The sequence below is a fragment of the Komagataeibacter sp. FNDCR2 genome, assembly GCF_021295395.1.
Classification (GTDB): domain Bacteria; phylum Pseudomonadota; class Alphaproteobacteria; order Acetobacterales; family Acetobacteraceae; genus Komagataeibacter.
This window is the reverse complement of record NZ_JAIWOU010000001.1, coordinates 2,372,501-2,393,895: the sequence shown is the minus strand read 5'-3', so window position 1 is coordinate 2,393,895 and position 21,395 is coordinate 2,372,501. Positions and strand designations below refer to the sequence as shown.

Genomic DNA, 21,395 nt, shown 5'->3' with positions numbered 1-21,395 from the left:
AACAGAATGATGGTTCCCGGACATCTCAGTTGACGCGGCCCGGTGTCGGGGCGGACGGGTTCCGCACGGTCCCCTCGGGCACGACACCTTCGGCCAGGGCGTCGATGACCCGCCAGCCGACCGCCCCGGAGGGATCGAGGATTTTCAGCGCGTCGAGTTTGCGTTGCGCCTCATCATGCAGGTTCTGGCGCAGGTTGATGAAGGCGAGTGCCTTGAGGGTATATAACGCGAAGCGGCCGGGGCCATCGGGCATGTCCGGTTCGGGACACCACTGCCGCCAGTCCGCATTCCACCCGGCCTGTCGCGCGGCTTCCCGCAGGCCGCTTTCCGCGACGGCCTGCGCGTCTTCAAGATTGCCCCGGTAGGTATGGATTTTATAGAGACAGAAATAAACCGGAAGCTGGTCTGGCGCGGCCTGCAGGGCCTGCCGGAAAAGCGCGTCGGCACGGGCGTAATCGTCACGATAGGCAAGCACACCCTGCTGCAGCAGGGCGTTGATCGGGGCTGGCAGGGGGCCAAAATTGATCACGTCGGGTTCAGCAGACGTTTCTATCATGCGTGACTCCTGTTGCATCGCCTCAATCGGCCCTGACTATTGTCAGGGATCGGGACGCAAATTCCGTGCCGCAGGATGCGCAATATACGCCCACCAGCCGCGCAGTCCCGTTGCGCCGTCCGGATGATTGCGAAGCTGGGCGCGCAGGATGGGCAGGCGCTCCCTTGCGCGCAGGGTCCTGGGTTCCGCAAGGGTGAAATCGGTCGTGAACCACCCGGTCTCGGCCACACCATCAATTGTCATGGTGCGGCAGCGGGATGCGCTCACCCCCCGATGCGCCATGACAAGGGACCGCAGCGCCAGGGATGCCCCGGCGCGGGCGCGCCGCGTTGCAAGAAGCATCATCCCGCCCAGGCTGCCTACCTACGTGACAAGTTCCTGAAAATCAGCCTGTTTACCTACTTTACAGCGGGGAATGGGTGGCCGCGCCACCTTCGCGGGTACATGTCGCGGCCTTGGGGTGGCGCGCCGTATGCCGCAGGGCATCAAGCTCCGCGCGGGCGGCGTCCATGTCCGACCGGAAAGCGGGGAGTCCATGCATGGCCGCGATCTCGGCCGTACCCAGCATATAGCCCGCCTGCACGTCGCTCTCCCAATGCACGCCGCATACAATGCGGCTTTCCCCGAATACGCGGCCACGTTGCAGGATTTCCGTCGCGCGCTCGGGCAGGAGTTCCGCCAGCACAAGCGCGGTGCTCCAGCCCAGCATGGTGTGCCCCGATGGATACGAGCCGGAAGTCGCCAGATGGGCCCGGTCGGCCTCGGTGCAGATAGGCTGGCTGTTCCCCACGAACGGACGCGCGCGATGCCAGTAGTCCTTGCTGGCGCGCATGTCCGGGGTTTCGGATACGTCCATCTTATGGATAAGCGCCGTCAGGCGTGGCGCATGGGCGGTATCAATCACAAACCCCACGGCGCAGGAAAATGAATGCAGCAGCGAATCTTCACGCAGGTCGGCATCAGATGTGGCAAGCGCCCAGCGCGAACTGCCTGCCTGCGCGCGTGTAGACAGGAAAGCCCTGTCATCGGTTGCCTGCCGCGCCGTGCCTGCCTGCGGCGGGGGTGGCAGATAGCGCGTAGCATCGGGCGATGGTGTCGTGGCGGTAAAATATCCCGTCTCCTCCGGCACGGTGGAAGCCGATGCGGCCGCATGGCACAGCCCCGCCGCCAGCAGCATGCCGGCCGCCAGCATGGGACATGCACGGCGCAGGGTCGGCGCGCCGCGCCGCATGACAGTATGTACGGCGGGAAAAATAAAGGAGGTTCGGGTCATGACCTTGCTCGGAAAATGAAGGGGGCAATCGGAAAACAGGCGCGGCGGCCTGGAAAGGGGAGCCGCGCCCGGGCATTTGCGGGGCAGCTGAAATCGCACTGAAGCACGCGAAAAATGTATCCCGGGCGGAAACCGGGTGTAAACCGTGGCGCGACCGACAGGCTGCGGGTTATCCTTCCCACGCGCCGGTATGCTGGCGCGCGCGGGGACCGGCATGATGTAATCCGGGCTCCGCTTCTGAAAAAAGAATCAAAAAGAATTTTATATTTTGAGTACAGTCAGCATCAAAAGAAGTTTTTGGTGAAGCTTTTTTCAAAAAGCTTCAGGAAACGCCGCCTTTTTGAAGAAAGGCAGCCCCCAAAAACTTTTATTGTTTTTTTCGACCTATTACTTGAAATGGTGCGCAGGGGCGCAGCCTTTCAGGCCCGCAGACGTACGGTTTCCATGGCGCGCGGGGCGTGGCGGCGACCCAGCCGGAAACGGGTGCGGGCCTGCGCCACAGCGGCCTCGAACGTGGGCAGGATGTCCCCGTCCATCTGCGTCACGCGTTCATGCATGGCCCGGAATTCATAAGGTTCATCGGGTCCATTGTGAAAAACGATGCCAACGAAGATACCATCGATTTCGATAACGCTGGATTCAAACATAAGGCTGCTTCCTGCCTGTTGTCCTTTGGGGGCGGTATAGGCACGGCCGTCCCCGCTGCGGGTGCTATGCAGGAGTTCATGGGCACCCGCAACCAGAAATAAATGAACTTTCTATGACATGCACAAATATACATAAGCTCACACGCATGTCATGACTTGTGTCATAAAAACTTCATACAAAATACAGGAAGTTATTATTGCAACAATGCGGCATGGCGGCCTAGTGCTGCAGTTGTGTCATACACATCAGGAATTACATGATGGAACTTCCATCCGCCATGACGGCCCGGGACGGTGCCGGAATGGACACGAACACGCACGGGCGGTACGGCGATTTCATTTTTGGCATGATCGCCCGCCTGGCCGGATGGTTCATCCTGCTTGTCATGGCGGGTATTGTCGTTGTGCTGGTCAGCGGGGGGTGGCGGGCATTTTCCGCCTTTGGCCCCGGTTTCATCACCAGCACGGCATGGAATCCGATTTCAGACCATTTCGGCGCCGCGACGTCCATTTTCGGTACGCTGGTCACGACCGCCATCGCCCTTGTCTTCGCGGTGCCGTTCGCATTTGGCGTGGCCTTCTGGCTGGTGGAGATGGCTCCCCCGGCACTGGCGCGGTTTATCGAGACCGCCGTGCAGCTTCTGGCTGCGGTGCCCTCCATCATATTCGGCATGTGGGGGTTTTTCATCGTGGTGCCGTTCATGGCGCATTATATCGAACCCGTAACCACGCATTACATTGGCCATGTGCCCGGTATCGGCCTGCTGTTTCGTGGCGCGCCCTATGGCACCGGGCTGCTCAGTGGCGGGCTGATCCTCGCTATCATGATCACGCCGTTCATCTGTTCCGTCATGACGGATGTATTCGTCTCCATTCCCGCCGTGCTGAAGGAAAGCGCCTTCGGCCTTGGCGCCACGCGGTGGGAGGTGATGCGCCAGGTCGTCCTGCCATGGTCGCGGCAGGCGGTCATGGGGGGCATCATGCTGGGCACGGGACGCGCGCTGGGTGAGACGATGGCCGTGACCTTCGTCATCGGCAACAGCAACCACCTTGGCTGGTCGCTGTTTGCGCCGGGCAACACCATCGCCTCCCTGATCGCGCTGGAATTTCCCGAAAGCGCGGCCGGCAGCCTGAAACTATCCGCCCTGCTGGCGCTGGGGGCGATCCTGATGATCATTTCATTCATTACCCTGGCCTGCTCGCGCATCTTCCTGCAACGCGGCGCGTCGAAATGAGGCAATCCATGATGTCAGCCCCCCAGTCGCAATCCGGCGATGCCAGTGGATGGCAGCGCGGCGGTGCGCAGGCCATACGGCGCAGGCTGGTCGAACGGTTTGTCAGCCTGTCGTGCAACATGGCGACGGTGATCGTGCTGTTCGTGCTGTTTTCGATTTTATGGACATTGGTGACACGGGGGGCGGCGGGCCTGTCACTTCCCACCTTCGTGCACAGCACGGCCGCACCCGGCACTGGCGGCGGGCTGGCGAACGCCATTATCGGCAGTTGCGAACAGACCGGCCTTGCCGCGCTGATCGGCACGCCGGTTGGCATGATGGCGGGCATCTACCTGTCGGAATTCAGTCAGGACGGGCGGATTGTCACCCTTGTCCGGTTCGTGTCCGACATGTTGCTGTCGGTGCCGTCCATTCTGGTGGGGCTGTTCATCTACCTTATCATCGTGGAACCGGCGGGGCATTTTTCCGGCATGGCGGGCACGCTGGCGCTGGCGGTCCTGTTTATTCCCATCGTTGTCCGCACGACGGAGGACATGCTGCGCCTCGTCCCCCGCGCCATGCGCGAAGCGGCCTATGCGCTGGGCGCGCCGGGATGGCGGGTGATCCTGAGTGTCTGCCTGCGTTCGGCGCGCGGCGGCATCATGACCGGCGTCCTGCTGGCGCTGGCCCGCATATCGGGTGAGACGGCCCCCCTGCTATTCACCTCCCTTGGCAACCTGAACTGGTCCACCAACCTTGACGCGCCCATGGCCAGCCTGCCGGTCACGATCTACCAGTACGCCGGTTCGGCCTATGATGACTGGGTGCAGATGGCATGGACCGGGGCGTTGCTGATTACTGTCGCGGTACTTGCGACGAACATCCTCGCCCGCTGGTGGCTTACGCGCAATGGATCTGCACAACAATGAACAAAATCACCATGGATGACACGACAGGCCGCAACAGGACCGTGTCGGCACTGGCCATACGCAACCTGGATTTCTGGTATGGCGGCAACCATGCGCTCAAGGGTATATCGCTGGATTTTCCCGCGCGTCAGGTCACGGGCATGATCGGCCCGTCGGGCTGCGGCAAGTCAACGCTGCTGCGTATCTTCAACCGCATGTATGACCTCTATCCGGGCCAGCGCGCGACGGGGGAAGTACTGTTTGACGGCTGCAACATCCTCTCGCCGGGGCTGGATGTGAACGTGCTGCGCTCGCGCATTGGCATGGTGTTCCAGAAACCCACGCCGTTTCCCATGTCCATTTACGATAACATCGCCTTTGGCGTGCGGCTGCATGAACGCCTGTCACGTACGGATATGGACCAGCGCGTGGAGAGCGTGCTGCGGCGCGTGGCGCTGTGGAACGAAGTCAAGGACCGGCTTAATGCATCCGCGGCGGCCCTGTCGGGTGGGCAGCAGCAGCGCCTGTGCATTGCGCGCACCATTGCAACGCGCCCCGAAATCATCCTGCTGGATGAACCGACCAGTGCGCTGGATCCGATTTCCACCGCCCGGATCGAGGAACTTCTGGATGAACTGAAGCAGGAATTCTCCATCGCCATCGTGACGCATAACCTGCAGCAGGCGGCGCGATGCGCGGATCGTGTGGCGTTTTTTTACATGGGTGAACTGGTGGAGGTGGACACGGCCGACAAGATGTTCACGGCCCCGTATGCCAAACGCACCCAGGATTATATTACCGGCCGCTTCGGCTAAAAGCGAAAGCAGTGATGATGCCCCATGAATCCGTACATACGGTCCAGAGCTATGACCAGGAACTGGAACATTTACGTTCGCTTGTAAACAAGATGGGGGGCCTGGTGGAACGGCAGGTGGCGCAGGCCATTACCGCCGTGGTCGAACATGACGAGGTCGCGGCCCTGGATGCGCCCGAAATGGACCCGCAGGTCGATGAACTGGAACGCGAAACCGAGGCGCTGGTCATTCGCCTGCTGGCCCTGCGCGCGCCCATGGCGGGCGACCTGCGTGAGGTGGTTGTGGCGCTGAAAATCTCGGGCGACCTGGAACGCATCGGGGATTGCGCCGCCAGCATCGCACGCCGAGCCATGCGCAACGAACTGCTGTCATGCCCCATTTCACTGACAGGGCTGCACAGCATGGGGCGGCTGGTGCAGGAAAACCTGCGGCGCACCATTGACGCGATGGACCAGCGTGACCCTGAACTGGCGCGCCTTGTATGGCATTCGGATACGGCGGTGGATGAACTGTATGTCTCCATGTTCCGTGAACTGGTGACCTACATGATGGAAGATCCGCGCAATATCGGGCCTTGTGCCCATCTGCTGTTCATTGCCAAGAATCTTGAGCGTATCGGTGACCACGCCACAAATATTTCAGAGCGTGTATATTACGCGGTGACTGGAAACATACTGCCCATCGTGCGCCCGCGTGGGAAAACATTTGACTAAGGAGCGGTCTGGAAAAAGCGTCACCTAAAGCTTTCTTATGATTGCGAGAGGCCCCGCCTCGCCATCCCACACCGGGACAGAGCCAGAATGCACCGGCGCGTTTAAGCGCCACTCGCGACCATCTCCCAGTTCAGGCCAAAGCGGGCCAGGTATTTGCGCAGGCGATCCGCGTCGTTCTGGCTGGCCTTTGCCTGCCGGGATATGGCGAACAGCCGCCGCCCCGCCGCGGAAAGCGATGAGGCCTCCCGGCACGCCCGCACCACGGCCGCCAGTTGCGCCCGGTCAAACTCATCCACGCCTGCCGGGTCGGGCAGTATTTCAGCCAGCAGCGTCAGGTCGCCATCCCGCTGGACCGCCGCCCACTGGTGGCTCAGGGTCATGACTTCCGCCTCCACCATCGGCAGGGTTATGCGCCCGCGTTCGGCAAGGGTGCACAGCCTGCGGGCCGAAGCTGACAGATCCCGGTAATTACCCGACCATGGCATGGCCGGGTCACGGGCAAAATGCAGGTAGCGCGTTCTCGCATCCACATTGAAGCCGACCTTGCACCCCAGGCTCCGTTCCGCTTCCCCCAGTTCATACGCCAGTTCGGCTTCCATATCCTCCCGCCGGTCGCGCAGCGGCGGAAGGTGAAAAACCCATAGCGCCAGCCGTGCCAGCAGATCGCGGCGCATGAGACCCTGCCGCGCCAGTACCGACAAGTCGCAACCGGTTGCGGCAATCAGGTGGAAACGGCAACTCTGCGCGGTATCGGACCCCACGGGATAGTAACTGCCGCTTTCCAGCGCATCGAGCAGCAGCCCCTGTGCCGCATGGGGCAGCAGGTCGATGTCATCAAGGAACAGCACCCCGCCTTCCGCCTCGCTCAGGAACCCTGCCCGCTCCGTGCCCGCAAGCCCCACGACATTGCGCCGCTGGCCAAACAGGGCGGCCATGCCGTGTGGCCCCTGCAACCCGGCGCAGTTCACATGGACCAGACGCCCCTTTACCCGGCGGCGCTGGAGCTTCAGTTCATAAATGCGCCGCGCAAGCGTCGTCTTGCCAACGCCTGCCTCTCCCACCAGCACGACCGGTTCGTCCGAGCGGGTCACGACCTGCTCCAGCCGTTCTATCATGTGATGGAAAGCGGCGTTCCGGGTCTGGATACCGCCGCGCAGCATGTAGGAATGTTCACGCGCCGCCGCCTCGAAGCGACGCTGCAACGCATTGTAGCGGGCAAGGTCAAGATCGATGATGTCGATCGTGCCGTTGGGCGCGTCCTCCGCGCGTGGTGGTCCACTCTGGAGCAGGCGGGCTGGTATATGGCGGCTTTCCGTCAGCAGGAACCAGCAGATCTGGGCGACATGCGTGCCGGTTGTCAGGTGGACGTAATAGTGTTCCCGATCCTCGTCAAAGCCGTAGGATTCCGCGAAATCATATAACTTTCCATAAACTTCCTGAAAATCCCACGGGTTGTCGAGTTCCATATCCACCAGCCGCACCTCGGTCCGGGGCGACAGGACCACGACATCGCGCGCCACCTTCTCGGCCAGTTGCAGATTGAGGTGGTCATGGAGCAGTTCCAGCCGATCGACCGGGAAATCCGGGTGGGCGCAGATCTGCACCGAGGGCCGCCACGAGCGGCGACGCCCCTGGTCAAGGATGGTGCCGAGGAAGCCAATGACGACATTACGCATATTCTTATATAAAGCGATAAATCACTATAAATCCATATAATATTTTTTGATGACCCTACACCGAAATATCGATAATTCATTTTAATAACAATATATTATCATGAAATGTCGTTTTTCTTTTTCCGCGCATTCTCCTCTGGCAAAAAAAGGGGGGCACGAAGAAAGGAAACAGGATCATGGCAGACCGATCAGTGTTTGCGTCGCTGCGGGGGCGGTTCGCACCGCATGCCAATACCCGTAACGCGGCAGGCGCTCCTGCCTATGACCTGGTTCCGGCCCACAGGCTGGCCCAGCTTGCCATGACAGCTACCTTTGCCGGCGGCTGTTATCAGGATGCACAGACACAGGTGCGCGCCCTTGTCGAACTGGCCCGCACCGTAAGCCCGGATTTCCTGGCCCGCACCGCCATCCATGTTCGGGACAAGGGCCACATGAAGGATACGCCCGCCCTGCTGCTGGCCGTCCTGTCCGGGCGCGACCCGGTGCTGTTCGCCCGTGCGTTCCCGAAAGTGGTGACATCCGGCCGGGTGCTGCGCACCTTTGTGCAGATCATGCGCTCCGGACAGACCGGACGCAAATCCCTGGGTTCACGCCCAAAGGCTATGGTGCGGGACTGGCTTGATGGCGCCTCCGACGAACAGCTTCTGGCTGCCTCGGTGGGGAATGACCCGTCACTGGCCGATGTGATACGCATGGTCCATCCGCGCCCCGGCAACCCGCGGCGTGAGGCCTTCTATGCATGGCTGATCGACCGGCCTGCCGCCATATCGGCCCTGCCGCCCATCGTGCAGGATCTGCTGGCCTTCCGTTCCGGCATGTCGGACCGGGTGCCCGCCGTGTCGTTCCAGTTGCTGAGCAGCCTGCCGCTTTCGCCGGCGCAGTGGGGTGCGGTCGCCCGCATGGCCTCATGGCAGACCCTGCGGCAGGGGCTGAACATGCTGACACGCAACGGCGCCTTTACCGACCCGGTCATCGTGACCCATGTGGCGGCCGTGCTACGCGACCAGAAGCGGATCCGGGCGGCGAAAGTCCTGCCTTATCAGTTGCTCGCCACCCTGCGGGCGCTGGACCCGGCGGTGCCTCCCCCCTTGCGGGAAGCCCTGCATGACGCCATGGAGCGCGCGGTGGACAATGTGCCCCACTTTGGCGGGCATGTTGTGGTGTGCCCCGATGTCTCCAGTTCCATGCTTTCGCCGGTTACGGGTTACCGGGGCAGCGCCACCACGGCGGTACGGTGCATTGATGTCGCGGCCCTCGTGACGGCGGCGATCAAGCGCAGCAACCCTGCCGCCCGCGTCCTGCCCTTCGCGATGCAGGTACACGACATCACGCTGGAGCCCTGCGATACGATCCTGACCAACGCCCGCCGCCTTGCGGAACTGGGCGGAGGCGGCACGGATTGCGCGGCCCCGCTGGCATGGCTCAATGCCCGGCACGAGGCAGTGGATCTGGTTGTGTTCGTGTCGGATAACGAATCATGGAACAGGGCATGGCCTGATGGGACACCCACGAATATGATGCGGAAGTGGACAAGGCTGAAAGCCCGTAATCCGGCGGCGCGCCTCATGTGCATCGACATCCAGCCTTACGGCACCACTCAGGCAGCCGAACAGGAGGATGTGCTGAATATTGGCGGCTTTTCCGATGCGGCCTTCGACCAGATGGCCGAATTCGCATCGGGCCGGATGGACGCCACGCACTGGGTTGGGCAGATCATGGCCCAGCCCCTCTGAACAGGCCCGGCGAATGCCGGGGGGACTACAGTCACGAGGCCACTCCTACGGGAACCCTTACCCCTACGTCCCTCCAATCCCTTGTCGCCGGGCCCCTTTTTTCCACGCTGGTTACAGGGGAGTACGTGCCGGTCGTCCGCAATCATGCCCGTAACAGAATAAATATATATTTTTAATTATTGAATATATTTCCAACAGCGGCAGTAATAATCATAGCCATCAGGCCCCAGAATATCACTCGCAATGCAGGACGCCAGGGTGCCGTACCTCCCGCCAGTGCGCCGACAGTTCCCAGAATTGCAAGGCAGATCAGGGAAACGACAGACACACTCCATGACACCAGCCTGAAAGGTGACAGTACGGCCGTAAGCACCGGCAGTATGGCGCCAAGTGCAAATGCACATGCGGATGCAAGGGCGGCCTGTACCGGACGCGCTGCCGTCGCCTCTGAAATACCAAGTTCGTCGCGGGCATGGGCGCCCAGCGCATCATGTTTCATCAATGCGATGGCGACCTGATGCGCCAGAAGATCGTCCAGCCCACGCTGACGATATATGCCAGCCAGTTCATCGACTTCAGAATCCCAGCGACTACCCAATTCCTTTTTTTCACGGCTCAGATCCGCCTTTTCCGAATCTGCCTGGGAACTGACGGACACATATTCACCCGCTGCCATGGACATGGCGCCAGCTATCAGACTGGATATGCCAGCCAGTAATATTCCAGCCTGTGAGGTATGGGCACTTGCAACACCAATAATAAGGCTGGAAGTGGACAGGATACCGTCATTCGCCCCAAGAACCGAGGCCCGCAGCCAGCCCAGACGGGCCGTCGCATGTCTCTCCCCCGGGCTGGACACGCCCTTATCTGTTACGTTCATCTGATATATTCCCTGTAATGAACATGCGCTGCAAAACATTGTCGCGCAGGATGAAGTAATGAAAACACGCCGCCAGCGCGTGACCTGTGGCAAGCACCACGATCAACCAGCCATTGTACAGGTGCAGTTCGTGCAGCAGCTCTATTGTCCGTATCGAAAATTTCCCAAACGGGGGCATGACCTGCACGGACACGAAACTCATGGCCTGCCCGTTCCCCCATCGCCACAGATACCCAAGGCAGATTTCCACCATGCCCAGCCCATACAGGCTGTACTCAACGCTGCGGGCCATGACCGCATCCAGCCAGCGGTCTGACGCAGGCATGCGCCGCCCCCAGCCTGCCCGCCACATAATGCGCAGGGGCAGCAGCACGCTCAGCACCATGCCCGCCGTCAGGTGCACCACTACAAGCTGGTGATGCAGCGGATTGCGAAACAGGCCCCATATATTCGCGCTTATGAACTGCAGCACGATGATTGCCGCACAACTCCAGTGAAAAAGGACTGTCGGCACGTCATAGCGCATGCGGTCCGGGGACGTTTCCTGTGTCATGCCAGTATTCATATCGGTCCCATATGACGCGAAGCTGAACGCAAGGTCTCAGGCTTCATCGGGTGATCGCATCACGTCCGGGTCAGGAAAAGTGATGCGGGCGCCAAATCCCCTGCCTGACTTCGAAAGTGGGGAACGCAGGCACACGGTCGCATCCATCTGCCTGGCGATATTGCTGGCGATGGCCAGGCCGAGGCCGCTGCCGGGCGTGCCGGTCCCGCCGCGCACGAACGGGCTGGTCAGCCGCGCCAGTATGTCCGGCGCCAGGGCCGGGCAGTCGTTGATGACGTCAATGCGACCATCCGGCAGGACGGTCACCTGCACCGGCATATCACCCCGCCCATGCAGCAGCGCGTTTTCAAGCAGGTTGCGCAGCATGATGCCGGTCGCATCCATGTCACCATGCACAAATATATGGCTGATCCCGTTTGAGTTCAGGATGATGCCGCACCCATCACGCGGGTTATGGTCCAGATCATCCGCCAGGACGCGCAGCACGGTCAGCAGGTCAAAGCGATTGCGCCGGAAGGCAGCGCCCGACGATGCGCGGGAAAACTGCAGCAGTTTTTCAACCGTCCGTCCCAGCCGGCGGGTACGGTCGGCAATGATGTCCACCCGCCGGCCTGCCTCCGTTTCCGCCGGAACCATACGGCCCAGCATCTGCACCTGCGCCAGCAGGGCGCCAAGCGGGTTGCGCAGTTCATGCGCGGCACTTGCGGCAAAGGCCCGCTCGGTGGAAAGCGCCGTTTCCAGACGGGCCAGGAGGGTATTGACGGCATGCTGGATGGATACGAGTTCGACCGGCAGGTCAAGCGACGGGATGGGCCGCAGGTTGCCGCTGCCACGGGATTGCATTTCATCATGCAGACGGTCGAGCGGGCGCAAAGCCCGCCGCACGATCAGGCGCACCAGCAGCCAGATGACAGGCAGGAAAACCAGTATCGGCACGATGGCAATCGCCGTTGCGCGCCATGTGGCGCCACGACGATGCAACGTGGGCTCCCCCACCAGCACACGATAGGCTGCGGCAGTCGGCGCCGCAATATAAACCCGGAAACGGGGCGTATCGACAAACCCGGTATGGATATCCGGCACAAAGGGCTGAACCGGCGCATTCTGTGAGCGCAACACGACGTGCCCGGACTGATCGACCACCTGATAGGCGAGCGTCCGTGGTCCGACATCAGGCACCCATGCAACAGTGTCCCGTGGTCCATGGGGCTGTGTCGCGATGGTGGCCTGCAGCCGTTCGGAAACTTCCTGCAGGGAATTGTCCAGCCGTTCCGTTATTTCGTAACGGGTGAACCCCGCGACGGCGAGGCTGAGGGCGAGCAGACTGAGCGTCACGACACCCAGGACACTGCTGACAATCCGGGTGGCAAGGCTCCAGTTCTTCATGCGGCCTCCCCATCGGCCAGGCAGTAACCACGGCCACGGACGGTCCTGATAACCTTATTGCCCACCTTCTTGCGCAGGCGGCTTATGAAAACCTCAACCGTGTTGCTATCCACATCCTGATCCAGCGCATACAGGGCCGTATCGATCTGCTGGCGTGAATAGATCCGGCCGGGACTGCGCGACAGCAGTTCCATGATGGCCCATTCGCGTGCGGTCAGGTCCAGCGCCCGTCCATCGCATGATACCGAGCGGTTTTCCCGGTCAATCATAATCTCGCCAATACGGTAACGGACCCGCCTGCGCGGGGCGGCATAGCGCCGCGCCACCGCAGAAATACGGGCTACGAGTTCATTCAGGTCATAGGGCTTGACGATATAGTCATCCGCCCCTTCGGACAGGCCGGCAATGCGGTCGCTGATCTGGTCTTCCGCCGTGGTGATGAGGATGGCGACATTCGATGACGTCCGGCGCACCTCGCGCAGCAGGTCGCGCCCGCTCCCGTCCGGCAGGCCAAGGTCGAGCAGCATGAAATCATACTCCACGGTGGCCATGGCCGCGCGCGCGTCCTCCAGCGTCGTGAACCAGTCCACGGCATGCCCGTCCAGCCGCACATGTTCCTGTACCGCAGCCCCAAGGTCATGTTCATCTTCCACGATAAGGATACGCATCAATCCTGAACCTTCTCTCGCATGACCCGGGCATAAAGTGATGGCAACACCAGCAGCGTAAGCAGGGTGGATGTCACCAGCCCGCCAATCACCACGCTGGCCAGCGGGCGTTCGACCTCAGCACCAGCACTTTCGGAAAACGCCATGGGAAAAAAGCCAAGGCTTGCCACAAGGGCCGTGGCCATGACCGGGCGGAAACGGGATTCCGCCGCGGCAAAGGCAGCCTGCGCCACGGCCATGCCGCGTGCCCGCAGGGCCGCGATTTCACTGACCAGCACCACACCGTTGAGGATCGCCACACCAAACAGCGCGATAAAACCAATCCCTGCCGAAATGCTGAACGGCAGCCCGCGCACCGTCAGCGCCACAATGCCGCCGGTTGCCGCCACCGGCAGGTTGATGAAAACCAGAAGTGCCGGCCGCACCGCGCCAAAGGCCACCACCAGCAGTGCGAAAATCAGGCCAAGGGCAATGGGCAGCACGATTTCCAGCCGCAGCACCGCCGATTGCAGGTTACGGAACTGCCCGTCCCACTGCACGGTGTAGCCTGCCGGCAGTTTCACGTCCCGCGCCACGCGGGCCTGCGCTTCGGCCACATAATCCGCCAGGTCACGCCCGCGCACATTGGCCTGCACCACCATGCGCCGCCGCACGCCATCGCGGCTTATGCGCGGCGGGCCATCGACTTCATGTACATGCGCTACCTGTGACAGCAGGACATTCCCCTGCCCGTCCATCCGCCGGACCTGCAGCGCGCCGATTGCGGCCGCCGAGATCACGCGCCTCGGGTCAAGGCGGACCTGCGTGCTGATGATGGCACTGTCCACGATCACCGGCCTTGTGCCGATATGACCGCCCACGGCTTCCACCGTATCCAGAATGTCCTGCACCGCCACATTGCGGCTGGCAGCCTGCGTGCGGTCGATGTCAGCCACGATCAGCGGCACGGTGCCATCGCCCGCCGCCGCCACGTCCGCCGCACCCTTCACGCCCGACATCGCCGCCACCACCCGGTCGCCCAGATCGGCCAGCTTCGTCAGGTCATCACCAAAGATCGAAACGGCGATCTGCGTCCTGACACCCGACAGCAGGTCGTCCATACGCATCTGCACCGGCTGGCTCCATGAATACAGCGCGTCAGGCAGTTCACGGCGCAGGGTATCATCCATCACGGCCACAAGCCCCGCCTGCGTGCGGGCGGTTTTCCATGTGGCGGGCGGGGTGAGGAAGATGAAGCTGTCGGTCTCGTTCACGCCCATCGGGTCGGTAGGGATGGCGGACGTGCCGGTATTGCTGACCACCGCTTTCACTTCGGGGAAGCGGCGCAGGATCTGCTCCTGTTTCGTGACCGAAGCCAGCACGGTGTCGAGCGAGGCCGAAGGCAGCCGCGTGGTTGTGACCGCGAGTGCGCCTTCATCAAGCTGCGGAATGAACTCACCGCCCAGCCGCATCGCAAGCCCCGCCGAGATGGCCAGCACCGCCAGCGTACCGCCAAACAGGATGCGCGGATGCGCCTCCCCCCATGTCACCATATGGGTATAAGGGCGGCGCATGAAGGCGATCAGCCGCGTATCGCCCACAGGCCGCACGCCCCCCAGCGCCAGGGCCGCCAGCACGGGGATGCAGATGAAGCAGTACGCAAGCGACGCCAGCAGCGCCATGATAACCGTCTGCGCCATGGGGCGGAACATATGCCCCTCGATCCCCTGCAGGGTCAGGATGGGCAGATAGACCATGATGATGACCAGTATGGCAAACCCCACCGGGCGTATGACCTGCTGCACGGACGAGATGACCAGCGGGATGAATTCCGCCTCCGGTTCTTCCTCGCGCCGCGACAGGACATGCTCGATCACCACCAGCGAGCCATCGACGATCATGCCGAAATCGATCGCGCCAAGGCTGAGCAGGTTGGCCGAGATGCCGAACTGCCGCATCCCCGCCATGGCGCAGACAAGGGCGACCGGAATGACTGAGGCAATGACCAGCGCCGCCTGCCAGCTTCCGATCACCACCACCAGTACGCCCACCACCAGCACCGCCCCCATAACCAGGTTGTCGCGCACGGTGGCGATGGTCTGCCCGGTCAGGGTGGCGCGGGTGTAATAGGGTTCGAGTGTAACCCCCGTGGGCAGCGCCTGCCTGATACGCGGCAGGGCGCGGTCTATCGCGGCAAGGGTGGCGTTGGAACTGGCCCCGCTTTCCATCATCACCACGCCGATCACGATCTCACCCTGCCCGTCACGCGTTACCGCCCCCAGCCGGGTGCGCGCGCCCGTGGTGATGCGCCCGAGGTCACGCAGCCGCACCGCCGAACCATCGGCGTTGGTCCGCACGGCGATATTGCCAAAATCCGCAAGGCTTGCAACCAGCCCGCGCCCGACCACGCTCTGCTGTTCGGCATGGTGGGTGATCCACCCGCCGCCGGACGCAGCGTTACCGGCATCCACCGCGCGATAGACCTCGCCCACCGAAAGGTTGCCGCCAATCAGCCGCGCGGGGTCCAATGTTACCTCATAGGTTTCTTCCGCCCCGCCATTGACATTGACATCCACCACACCGGGCACGAGGCGCATCTGCGGCACCACGGTCCAGTTCATGATGCGGTTTAGGTCCATGAGCGAGCGCCCTGTACCCCGGATCTGGAACTGCATGATTTCACCCATGCCCGTGGCCAGCGGCCCCATGCTGACGGTAATGCCGGGTACGGATATGTTTGCACGCGCCTGCTGTATGCGCTCGTTCACACGGGTGCGGTCCAGGTTGAGGTCGGTCCCGTCGGCAAACTGCACGTACACCACCGACACCCCGCCACGGGAGACGGAGCGCAGGTCGGTCATGCCGGGAATACCGGTCATGCTGGCCTCGACGGGAAAGGTGATGAGTTTCTCCACCTCCTCCGTCGCGAGGCCGGGGGCCACGACCGAGACGAGGACCTGTTTGGGCGAAATATCCGGCACCGCCTCCACCGGCAGGCCCAGCACCGCCATGATGCCGGCCGCCAGCAGCAGGCCAAGCCCGCCGAGCACCAGCATGCGCGCGCGCAACACGGCCTCGAGATACCTGCGCGCCATCAGTCCGCGTCCATCCCGGCTAGACCGATGACCGAACGCAGGGCGAAGCTGCCGTGGCCCACGACCGGCTCGCCCCCTTTCAGGCCGGAGCGGATGACCGCCTGCCGCCCGTCATCCAGCGCCACATCGACCACGACGGGCCGGTAATCGGTTACGCTCACCCGCACGAACACGACGCTACGCCCATCAATGCGCTGGATGGATTCGGACGGCACGACAATGCCCGCCACGCTGTCACGCTGCGCCAGTGTCGCGTCCAGCACCATGCCGGGCATCAGCGCGCTGGTGGGGTTGGCAACCCTGCTTATGACCCGGACCAGTCCGGTCAGCGGGCTGGCCATGCCATCCACCGTGTCGATGCGCGATATCAGCGGGCCACTGGCCGCCTGTGTCACCTGCTGGCCACCCGGTGCGATCCGTGCGGCCTGATCGGGTGCTATATCCGATACGATCCAGACATGGGACAGGTCGGCCACGGTGGCCACGTCCATGGTCGGATCCACGTCGCCCGCCACCGACGTGCCGATCGCCTGCACCATGCCATCGACCGGGGAAATCAGGGTGGAGGTTTCATCTTCCGCACCCCGGCTGTCCTGTTCCGATGATGAATTGAACTCCTCGGCAAAGCGGTGGCCCAGCGTGTCCATGTCCGCCTGTCGCGCGCGCAGGGTGGCGTCCGCCTGCGCCAGCGCGTCCTGCCTGCGGCGCAGTTCGGCCATGGATATGCTCTCGCCCGCCAGTGCCCTTGCCCGCTGCACCGCGCCCGCCGCATCGGCCCGGGCGGCGACAGCGGCCGTGAGCGCCGCGCGCATCTGAACGGCCTGCAGGCGCGCGACATGCAGGGAATGATCCTGATAGCGCACCAGCGCCTGCCCGCGCGTGACATGCATGCCCGGCTGGACCGGCACCGCCAGCACCTTGCCACTGCCCGCCGGGTGGATATGCACGACCCGCGTCGTATCGGGCATGACCCGGCTTACGGTCGGCAGCACGGGCGCAATCGTGCCGGGCGTGGCCGTGACGACACTCACACCTTCATTGGCGACCGCCGCCGCATCCAGCTTCACGACCGGGGGCAGCGCGCCTTCCTCCGCCTGGGCAGGAAGGCAGCCGCCCCCCAGAAGCAGCAGGACAAGGGTAATGCGCTTCATGGCACGATGCCTGTCGCGATCAGCATGCGGATGCTGGCGACATGCCATTCCACATCGGCCCGCGCACTGGCCAGCCGGGTGCTGGCCGCAGCCTGCCGGGCGGCAAGTGCCGTATCCAGACTGGCCTCACCCACGCGCCATGCATGTTCCTGTGCCGCGGCACGCCGTTCCATGCTGTCCGCGGCGGCGCGGGTGGTCTGCCGCGCCGTGGTTGCCGCAATCAGGCGTTCACGCACGCGCATCATTTCCAGGTGCACCATGCGTCGCGCCTGCGTTTCCTGGCTGGTGGCCGTAGCCAGCCGGTTGCGCGCTTCGGACATGATGGGGGTATTGCGGACCTCGCTGGGCAGGGGAATGCTGAAATTCAGCCCGACCCGGTCATCCCACGGGCTGCCGTACTGCTTCTCATGGATGGCATCCACACCGATTTCCGGGTTGGGCATGAACGAACGGCGCGCCAGCTTCATGTTGGCCTCGGCGGCTTCCACATTACGGTGCGCCACCTTGATGCGGGGGTCATTGTCTTCCATGTCACGGGGCGCGATGAAGCGGGCGTGCGTGACGTCGCCCTCCCCATACCGCGCCAGATCCGGCACGACCGGACGGCCCAGAAGCACCTCCAGTGAGGCAACTGCGTTTTCGGCCTCCTCCTGCGCCAGGGCCAGTTCGTTGCGGGCATTTTCCATCGCCGCCTGCGCCATCTGCCCATCAGCCGAGGCCAGTTCGCCACCATGCACCGCACGCGTAGCACTTGTAGCCATGCGTGCCGTCGCATCATACAGGACATGGGCCACATCCACCCGGGTACGGGCGATCAGGGCGGCAGCTCCCGCGTCAAGCACACGGATGGACAGCGCCATGTGTTCGACATTGAGCTGTTCATCAAGCGACGCGGCTTCCGCGCTTGCGACCTGTTGCGTAGCACTACCCTGTCCCGGCAGCCATAACGGTACGGACACACCGCCCTGATACGTTGTATAGCCTTCGTTACTGCCCAGCATATGGTCATCCATGTATTCACCAGACAGAGTTGGACCACCAGCAAACCATGACCCCGCGGCGCTGGCGCGGGCACGGGCGGAATGGTGGCCGATCTGCAGTTCGGTGCGGACAGGATCAATGGCCCATGCCATTCCGACCGCATCATGGAAGGACAGGCCAGACTGGGGCGCCTGAGCCCGGGCGAAAGTCACCCATGCCAGCGCGCAGGCCATGGCGACCGACAGGATGGGGTGCATGGCGCGGTTCATGCCTCAGGCCATCATGGCATGACCGGACCACCGTGGCTGATCCGTTCGGCGAGATCGCTCCACAGCCGCGCCATCATGAGATTGATGTCAGAAGTGACTGAAAACGGGGACTGGGAACGCGCCAATGGAGAGAGCGACATACGCTCCCCAATGACAAAATGTCCCCGCGAGAACAGTCGGGCAGAAATTGATCCCTGCTGTCCCTGCCCCATGGGCCTCGTAACGGAAACACGCAGGTGCGGTGATGGGTCAGCAATCAGACTGAACGCATGCAGTTCAGCCGCATCAGACGGGCACGCCACGCCCTGCAACACTGCAGCGCGCAGTACGGAATGAGGATATCCGCCATACATGCCGTCCACATGCAGGCGAATACCCTGCTGGACTGTCATGCATATGCCTTCTGTCCCATTATCTGCCCAGGCGGTCGACACCATCAGGAAGAAAATACAGGCTATATACAGACTGCCCTGCCATACCCTTCGCATAATAAGCGTCTGTTCCCCGTTATACATGAAATTTCCGTCATCAAGACGATGACTTTCCACCGATAACAAAGAAACCTGACGCGAACCTGAACACCTCATCTACGAAATAAAATTTATATTATGAAAATGATTATCGTTCCGATGTATAAGTGTATCGATTACGTGGATATTTCTTGAATAACCTTGGTCTTGAACATCCCAGCCGACAGAATCCGTTTGCTGACAGGCTGAGGGGATGGCTGATCCTGGAAGCTGCCTGATCACGCAAGAACCGGCTCCCTGCGCTATACGCCCAAACGCAAAAAAGCCACCCGTGTGGGTGGCTTTTTCTTGTCTTTACAGACGGATAGGATTTGGTTGCGGGGGCAGGATTTGAACCTGCGGCCTTCAGGTTATGAGCCTGACGAGCTACCGGGCTGCTCCACCCCGCGATTGTGAGGGGGATTGGAAGACCTGGCGGCGACCGACTTTCCCGTGCCTTAAGGCACAGTATCATGGGCGCTGGGGTATTTCACGGCCGAGTTCGGGATGGGATCGGGTGGATCATTCCCCGCCATGGCCACCAGGTCATCCAGTCCCCCTGATTGAGGGGAGAGGATGTGGATGGGTTGGTGTGTTTTGTATGAGTGTTGAGAGTGGATGACTGCTGTGCATGTATGTTGCCACGATTGTGGCGATGGAATGAGCCTATTGGGCGATTAGGACCAGTTAGCTGCACGCATTACTGCGCTTCCACACCTGGCCTATTGACGTGATGGTCTATCACGGCCCTTGGGGAGACCTTGTTTTGAGGTGGGTTTCCCGCTTAGATGCTTTCAGCGGTTATCCCGTCCACACTTAGCTACCCGGCTGTGCCGCTGGCGCGACAACCGGTGCACCAGAGGTATGTTCATCCCGGTCCTCTCGTACTAGGGACAAATCCTCTCAAGTCTCCAACACCCACGGCAGATAGGGACCGAACTGTCTCACGACGTTCTAAACCCAGCTCACGTACCACTTTAATCGGCGAACAGCCGAACCCTTGGGACCTGCTCCAGCCCCAGGATGTGATGAGCCGACATCGAGGTGCCAAACCTCCCCGTCGATGTGGACTCTTGGGGGAGATCAGCCTGTTATCCCTAGAGTACCTTTTATCCGTTGAGCGATGGCCCTTCCACGCGGGACCACCGGATCACTATGGCCGACTTTCGTCTCTGATCGAGCTGTCACTCTCACAGTCAGGCGGGCTTATGCCATTGCACTCGACAGCCGGTTTCCGACCGGCCTGAGCCCACCATCGCGCGCCTCCGTTACACTTTGGGAGGCGACCGCCCCAGTCAAACTGCCCACCATGCAGGGTCCCGGACCTGGCTAACAGGCCTCGGTTAGACATCAGAAACAGTCAGGGTGGTATTTCAAGGATGGCTCCACCGGAACTGGCGCCCCGGTTTCAAAGCCTCCCACCTATCCTACACAGAATGTCTCTGATGCCACTGCAAAGCTGCAGTAAAGGTTCATAGGGTCTTTCCGTCTGACCGCGGGTACCCCGCATCTTCACGGGGAATTCAATTTCGCTGAGCCGATGCTGGAGACAGCGGGGAAGTCGTTACGCCATTCGTGCAGGTCGGAACTTACCCGACAAGGAATTTCGCTACCTTAGGACCGTTATAGTTACGGCCGCCGTTTACCGGGGCTTCAATTCGGTGCTTGCACACCTCCTCTTAACCTTCCGGCACCGGGCAGGCGTCAGGCCGTATACGTCGTCTCTCGACTTCGCACAGCCCTGTGTTTTTACTAAACAGTCGCTACCCCCTGGTCTGTGCCACCCACCAATGGTTGCCCACTGATGGGTCTTGCTTATCCCGAAGTTACGCAAGTAATTTGCCTAGTTCCTTCAGCATCGTTCTCTCAAGCGCCTTGGTATTCTCTACCAGTCCACCTGTGTCGGTTTCGGGTACGGTCTATATGCCAGAGCTATTTCCTGGAATGCGCCAAAAGCCGGATCAATCCGTTAAGACCCGACAACATATTGCATTCGTCACTTCTGGCAGGCCCGGGAATATTTGCCCGGTTTCCATCGACTACGGCTTTCGCCCTCGCCTTAGGGGCCGGCTCACCCTGCGCGGATTAACCTTGCGCAGGAACCCTTGGACTTTCGGCGACAGTGTTTCTCGCACTGTTTGTCGCTACTCATGTCAGCATTCGCACTTCCGATATCTCCAGAGAGGGTCACCCCGTCTCCTTCACAGACCTACGGAACGCTCCGCTACCGCGCATATCATAGATATGCACCCACAGCTTCGGCACGTGGCTTGAGCCCCGTTACATTTTCGGCGCAGGGTTTCTAATAGACCAGTGAGCTATTACGCTTTCTTTAAAGGATGGCTGCTTCTAAGCCAACCTCCTGGTTGTTTTGGAA

At 61.7% G+C, this 21,395-nt stretch carries 17 protein-coding genes, 1 tRNA gene, 2 rRNA genes and 1 pseudogene (1 of these 21 cut by a window edge); 5 read left to right on the top strand and 16 right to left on the bottom strand.

Going from position 1 to position 21,395, the window contains the following annotated elements; all coding sequences use genetic code 11:
- Positions 1-25: 25 nt before the first annotated feature.
- The 4 genes and pseudogenes from LDL28_RS11505 to LDL28_RS11490 all read right to left on the bottom strand — a co-directional run bounded on the left by LDL28_RS11505 (position 26) and on the right by LDL28_RS11490 (position 2,476).
- A complete protein-coding gene (locus tag LDL28_RS11505; protein WP_233058672.1) occupies positions 26-556 on the bottom strand; it encodes a M48 family metallopeptidase in 531 nt (176 codons plus the stop codon).
- Positions 557-694: 138 nt separating this feature from the next.
- Positions 695-901: pseudogene (locus LDL28_RS11500) on the bottom strand (hypothetical protein); the annotation flags it as partial.
- A 58-nt stretch (positions 902-959) separates the two neighbouring features.
- Positions 960-1,829: a phosphatase PAP2 family protein gene (locus LDL28_RS11495; RefSeq protein WP_233058671.1), complete on the bottom strand. Its 870-nt coding sequence runs from the start codon at positions 1,827-1,829 to the stop codon at positions 960-962.
- Between the two features lie 419 nt (positions 1,830-2,248).
- Positions 2,249-2,476: a hypothetical protein gene (locus LDL28_RS11490; protein ID WP_233058670.1), complete on the bottom strand. Its 228-nt coding sequence runs from the start codon at positions 2,474-2,476 to the stop codon at positions 2,249-2,251.
- Positions 2,477-2,733: 257 nt separating this feature from the next.
- On the opposite strand from LDL28_RS11490, the gene pstC reads away from it, so the two are divergent.
- Genes pstC through phoU form a run of 4 tightly spaced genes read left to right on the top strand, consistent with a single transcriptional unit; the run spans position 2,734 to position 6,126 of the window.
- Complete coding sequence (gene pstC / locus LDL28_RS11485) at positions 2,734-3,711, top strand: phosphate ABC transporter permease subunit PstC (RefSeq protein WP_233058669.1); 978 nt, start codon at positions 2,734-2,736, stop codon at positions 3,709-3,711.
- Between the two features lie 8 nt (positions 3,712-3,719).
- On the top strand, positions 3,720-4,619 hold the full coding sequence (pstA, locus tag LDL28_RS11480) for a phosphate ABC transporter permease PstA (protein WP_233058668.1): 900 nt from the start codon (positions 3,720-3,722) through the stop codon (positions 4,617-4,619).
- Positions 4,616-5,413, top strand: a complete 798-nt coding sequence (gene pstB, locus LDL28_RS11475; RefSeq protein ID WP_233058667.1) for a phosphate ABC transporter ATP-binding protein PstB — start codon at positions 4,616-4,618, stop codon at positions 5,411-5,413. Before pstA ends, pstB begins: the two co-directional genes overlap by 4 nt.
- Before the next feature lie 17 nt (positions 5,414-5,430).
- Positions 5,431-6,126, top strand: a complete 696-nt coding sequence (gene phoU / locus LDL28_RS11470) for a phosphate signaling complex protein PhoU (RefSeq protein WP_233059278.1) — start codon at positions 5,431-5,433, stop codon at positions 6,124-6,126.
- 101 nt (positions 6,127-6,227) lie between these two features.
- On the opposite strand, the gene LDL28_RS11465 is transcribed toward phoU, so the two are convergent.
- Entirely contained in the window at positions 6,228-7,802 is a 1,575-nt protein-coding gene (locus LDL28_RS11465; RefSeq protein ID WP_233058666.1) for an RNA repair transcriptional activator RtcR family protein, read from the bottom strand.
- Between the two features lie 176 nt (positions 7,803-7,978).
- Here LDL28_RS11465 and LDL28_RS11460 point away from each other — a divergent pair, with 176 nt between their 5' ends.
- On the top strand, positions 7,979-9,535 hold the full coding sequence (locus tag LDL28_RS11460) for an RNA-binding protein (RefSeq protein ID WP_233058665.1): 1,557 nt from the start codon (positions 7,979-7,981) through the stop codon (positions 9,533-9,535).
- Positions 9,536-9,707: 172 nt separating this feature from the next.
- Here the strand turns inward: LDL28_RS11460 and LDL28_RS11455 are convergent, their stop codons facing one another.
- From LDL28_RS11455 to LDL28_RS11405, 11 genes are all read right to left on the bottom strand, one after another.
- Positions 9,708-10,415 carry a VIT family protein gene (locus LDL28_RS11455; protein ID WP_233058664.1) on the bottom strand — a complete coding sequence of 236 codons (708 nt, stop codon included), beginning with the start codon at positions 10,413-10,415 and terminating at the stop codon, positions 9,708-9,710.
- Positions 10,399-10,968, bottom strand: a complete 570-nt coding sequence (locus LDL28_RS11450) for a cytochrome b (RefSeq protein ID WP_233058663.1) — start codon at positions 10,966-10,968, stop codon at positions 10,399-10,401. Before LDL28_RS11450 ends, LDL28_RS11455 begins: the two co-directional genes overlap by 17 nt.
- Before the next feature lie 48 nt (positions 10,969-11,016).
- Complete coding sequence (locus LDL28_RS11445; protein WP_233058662.1) at positions 11,017-12,366, bottom strand: HAMP domain-containing sensor histidine kinase; 1,350 nt, start codon at positions 12,364-12,366, stop codon at positions 11,017-11,019.
- Complete coding sequence (locus LDL28_RS11440) at positions 12,363-13,034, bottom strand: response regulator transcription factor (protein WP_233058661.1); 672 nt, start codon at positions 13,032-13,034, stop codon at positions 12,363-12,365. The genes LDL28_RS11445 and LDL28_RS11440 overlap by 4 nt, the downstream gene beginning before the upstream one ends.
- A complete protein-coding gene (locus tag LDL28_RS11435) occupies positions 13,034-16,108 on the bottom strand; it encodes an efflux RND transporter permease subunit (RefSeq protein WP_233058660.1) in 3,075 nt (1,024 codons plus the stop codon). Before LDL28_RS11435 ends, LDL28_RS11440 begins: the two co-directional genes overlap by 1 nt.
- Positions 16,108-17,259, bottom strand: coding sequence for an efflux RND transporter periplasmic adaptor subunit (locus tag LDL28_RS11430; protein WP_233058659.1), 1,152 nt, complete (start codon positions 17,257-17,259; stop codon positions 16,108-16,110). The genes LDL28_RS11435 and LDL28_RS11430 overlap by 1 nt, the downstream gene beginning before the upstream one ends.
- A complete protein-coding gene (locus LDL28_RS11425) occupies positions 17,256-18,509 on the bottom strand; it encodes a TolC family protein (protein ID WP_233058658.1) in 1,254 nt (417 codons plus the stop codon). The genes LDL28_RS11430 and LDL28_RS11425 overlap by 4 nt, the downstream gene beginning before the upstream one ends.
- Before the next feature lie 11 nt (positions 18,510-18,520).
- The gene (locus tag LDL28_RS11420) at positions 18,521-19,024 is read right to left on the bottom strand and encodes a hypothetical protein (protein ID WP_233058657.1); all 504 of its coding nucleotides are present in this window, start codon (positions 19,022-19,024) and stop codon (positions 18,521-18,523) included.
- Between the two features lie 327 nt (positions 19,025-19,351).
- Positions 19,352-19,428: transfer RNA gene (locus LDL28_RS11415), tRNA-Met, on the bottom strand.
- Positions 19,429-19,448: 20 nt separating this feature from the next.
- Positions 19,449-19,564: ribosomal RNA gene (rrf, locus tag LDL28_RS11410) — 5S ribosomal RNA — on the bottom strand.
- Positions 19,565-19,674: 110 nt separating this feature from the next.
- Positions 19,675-21,395 (bottom strand): 23S ribosomal RNA (locus LDL28_RS11405) (it continues 1,022 nt past the right edge of the window).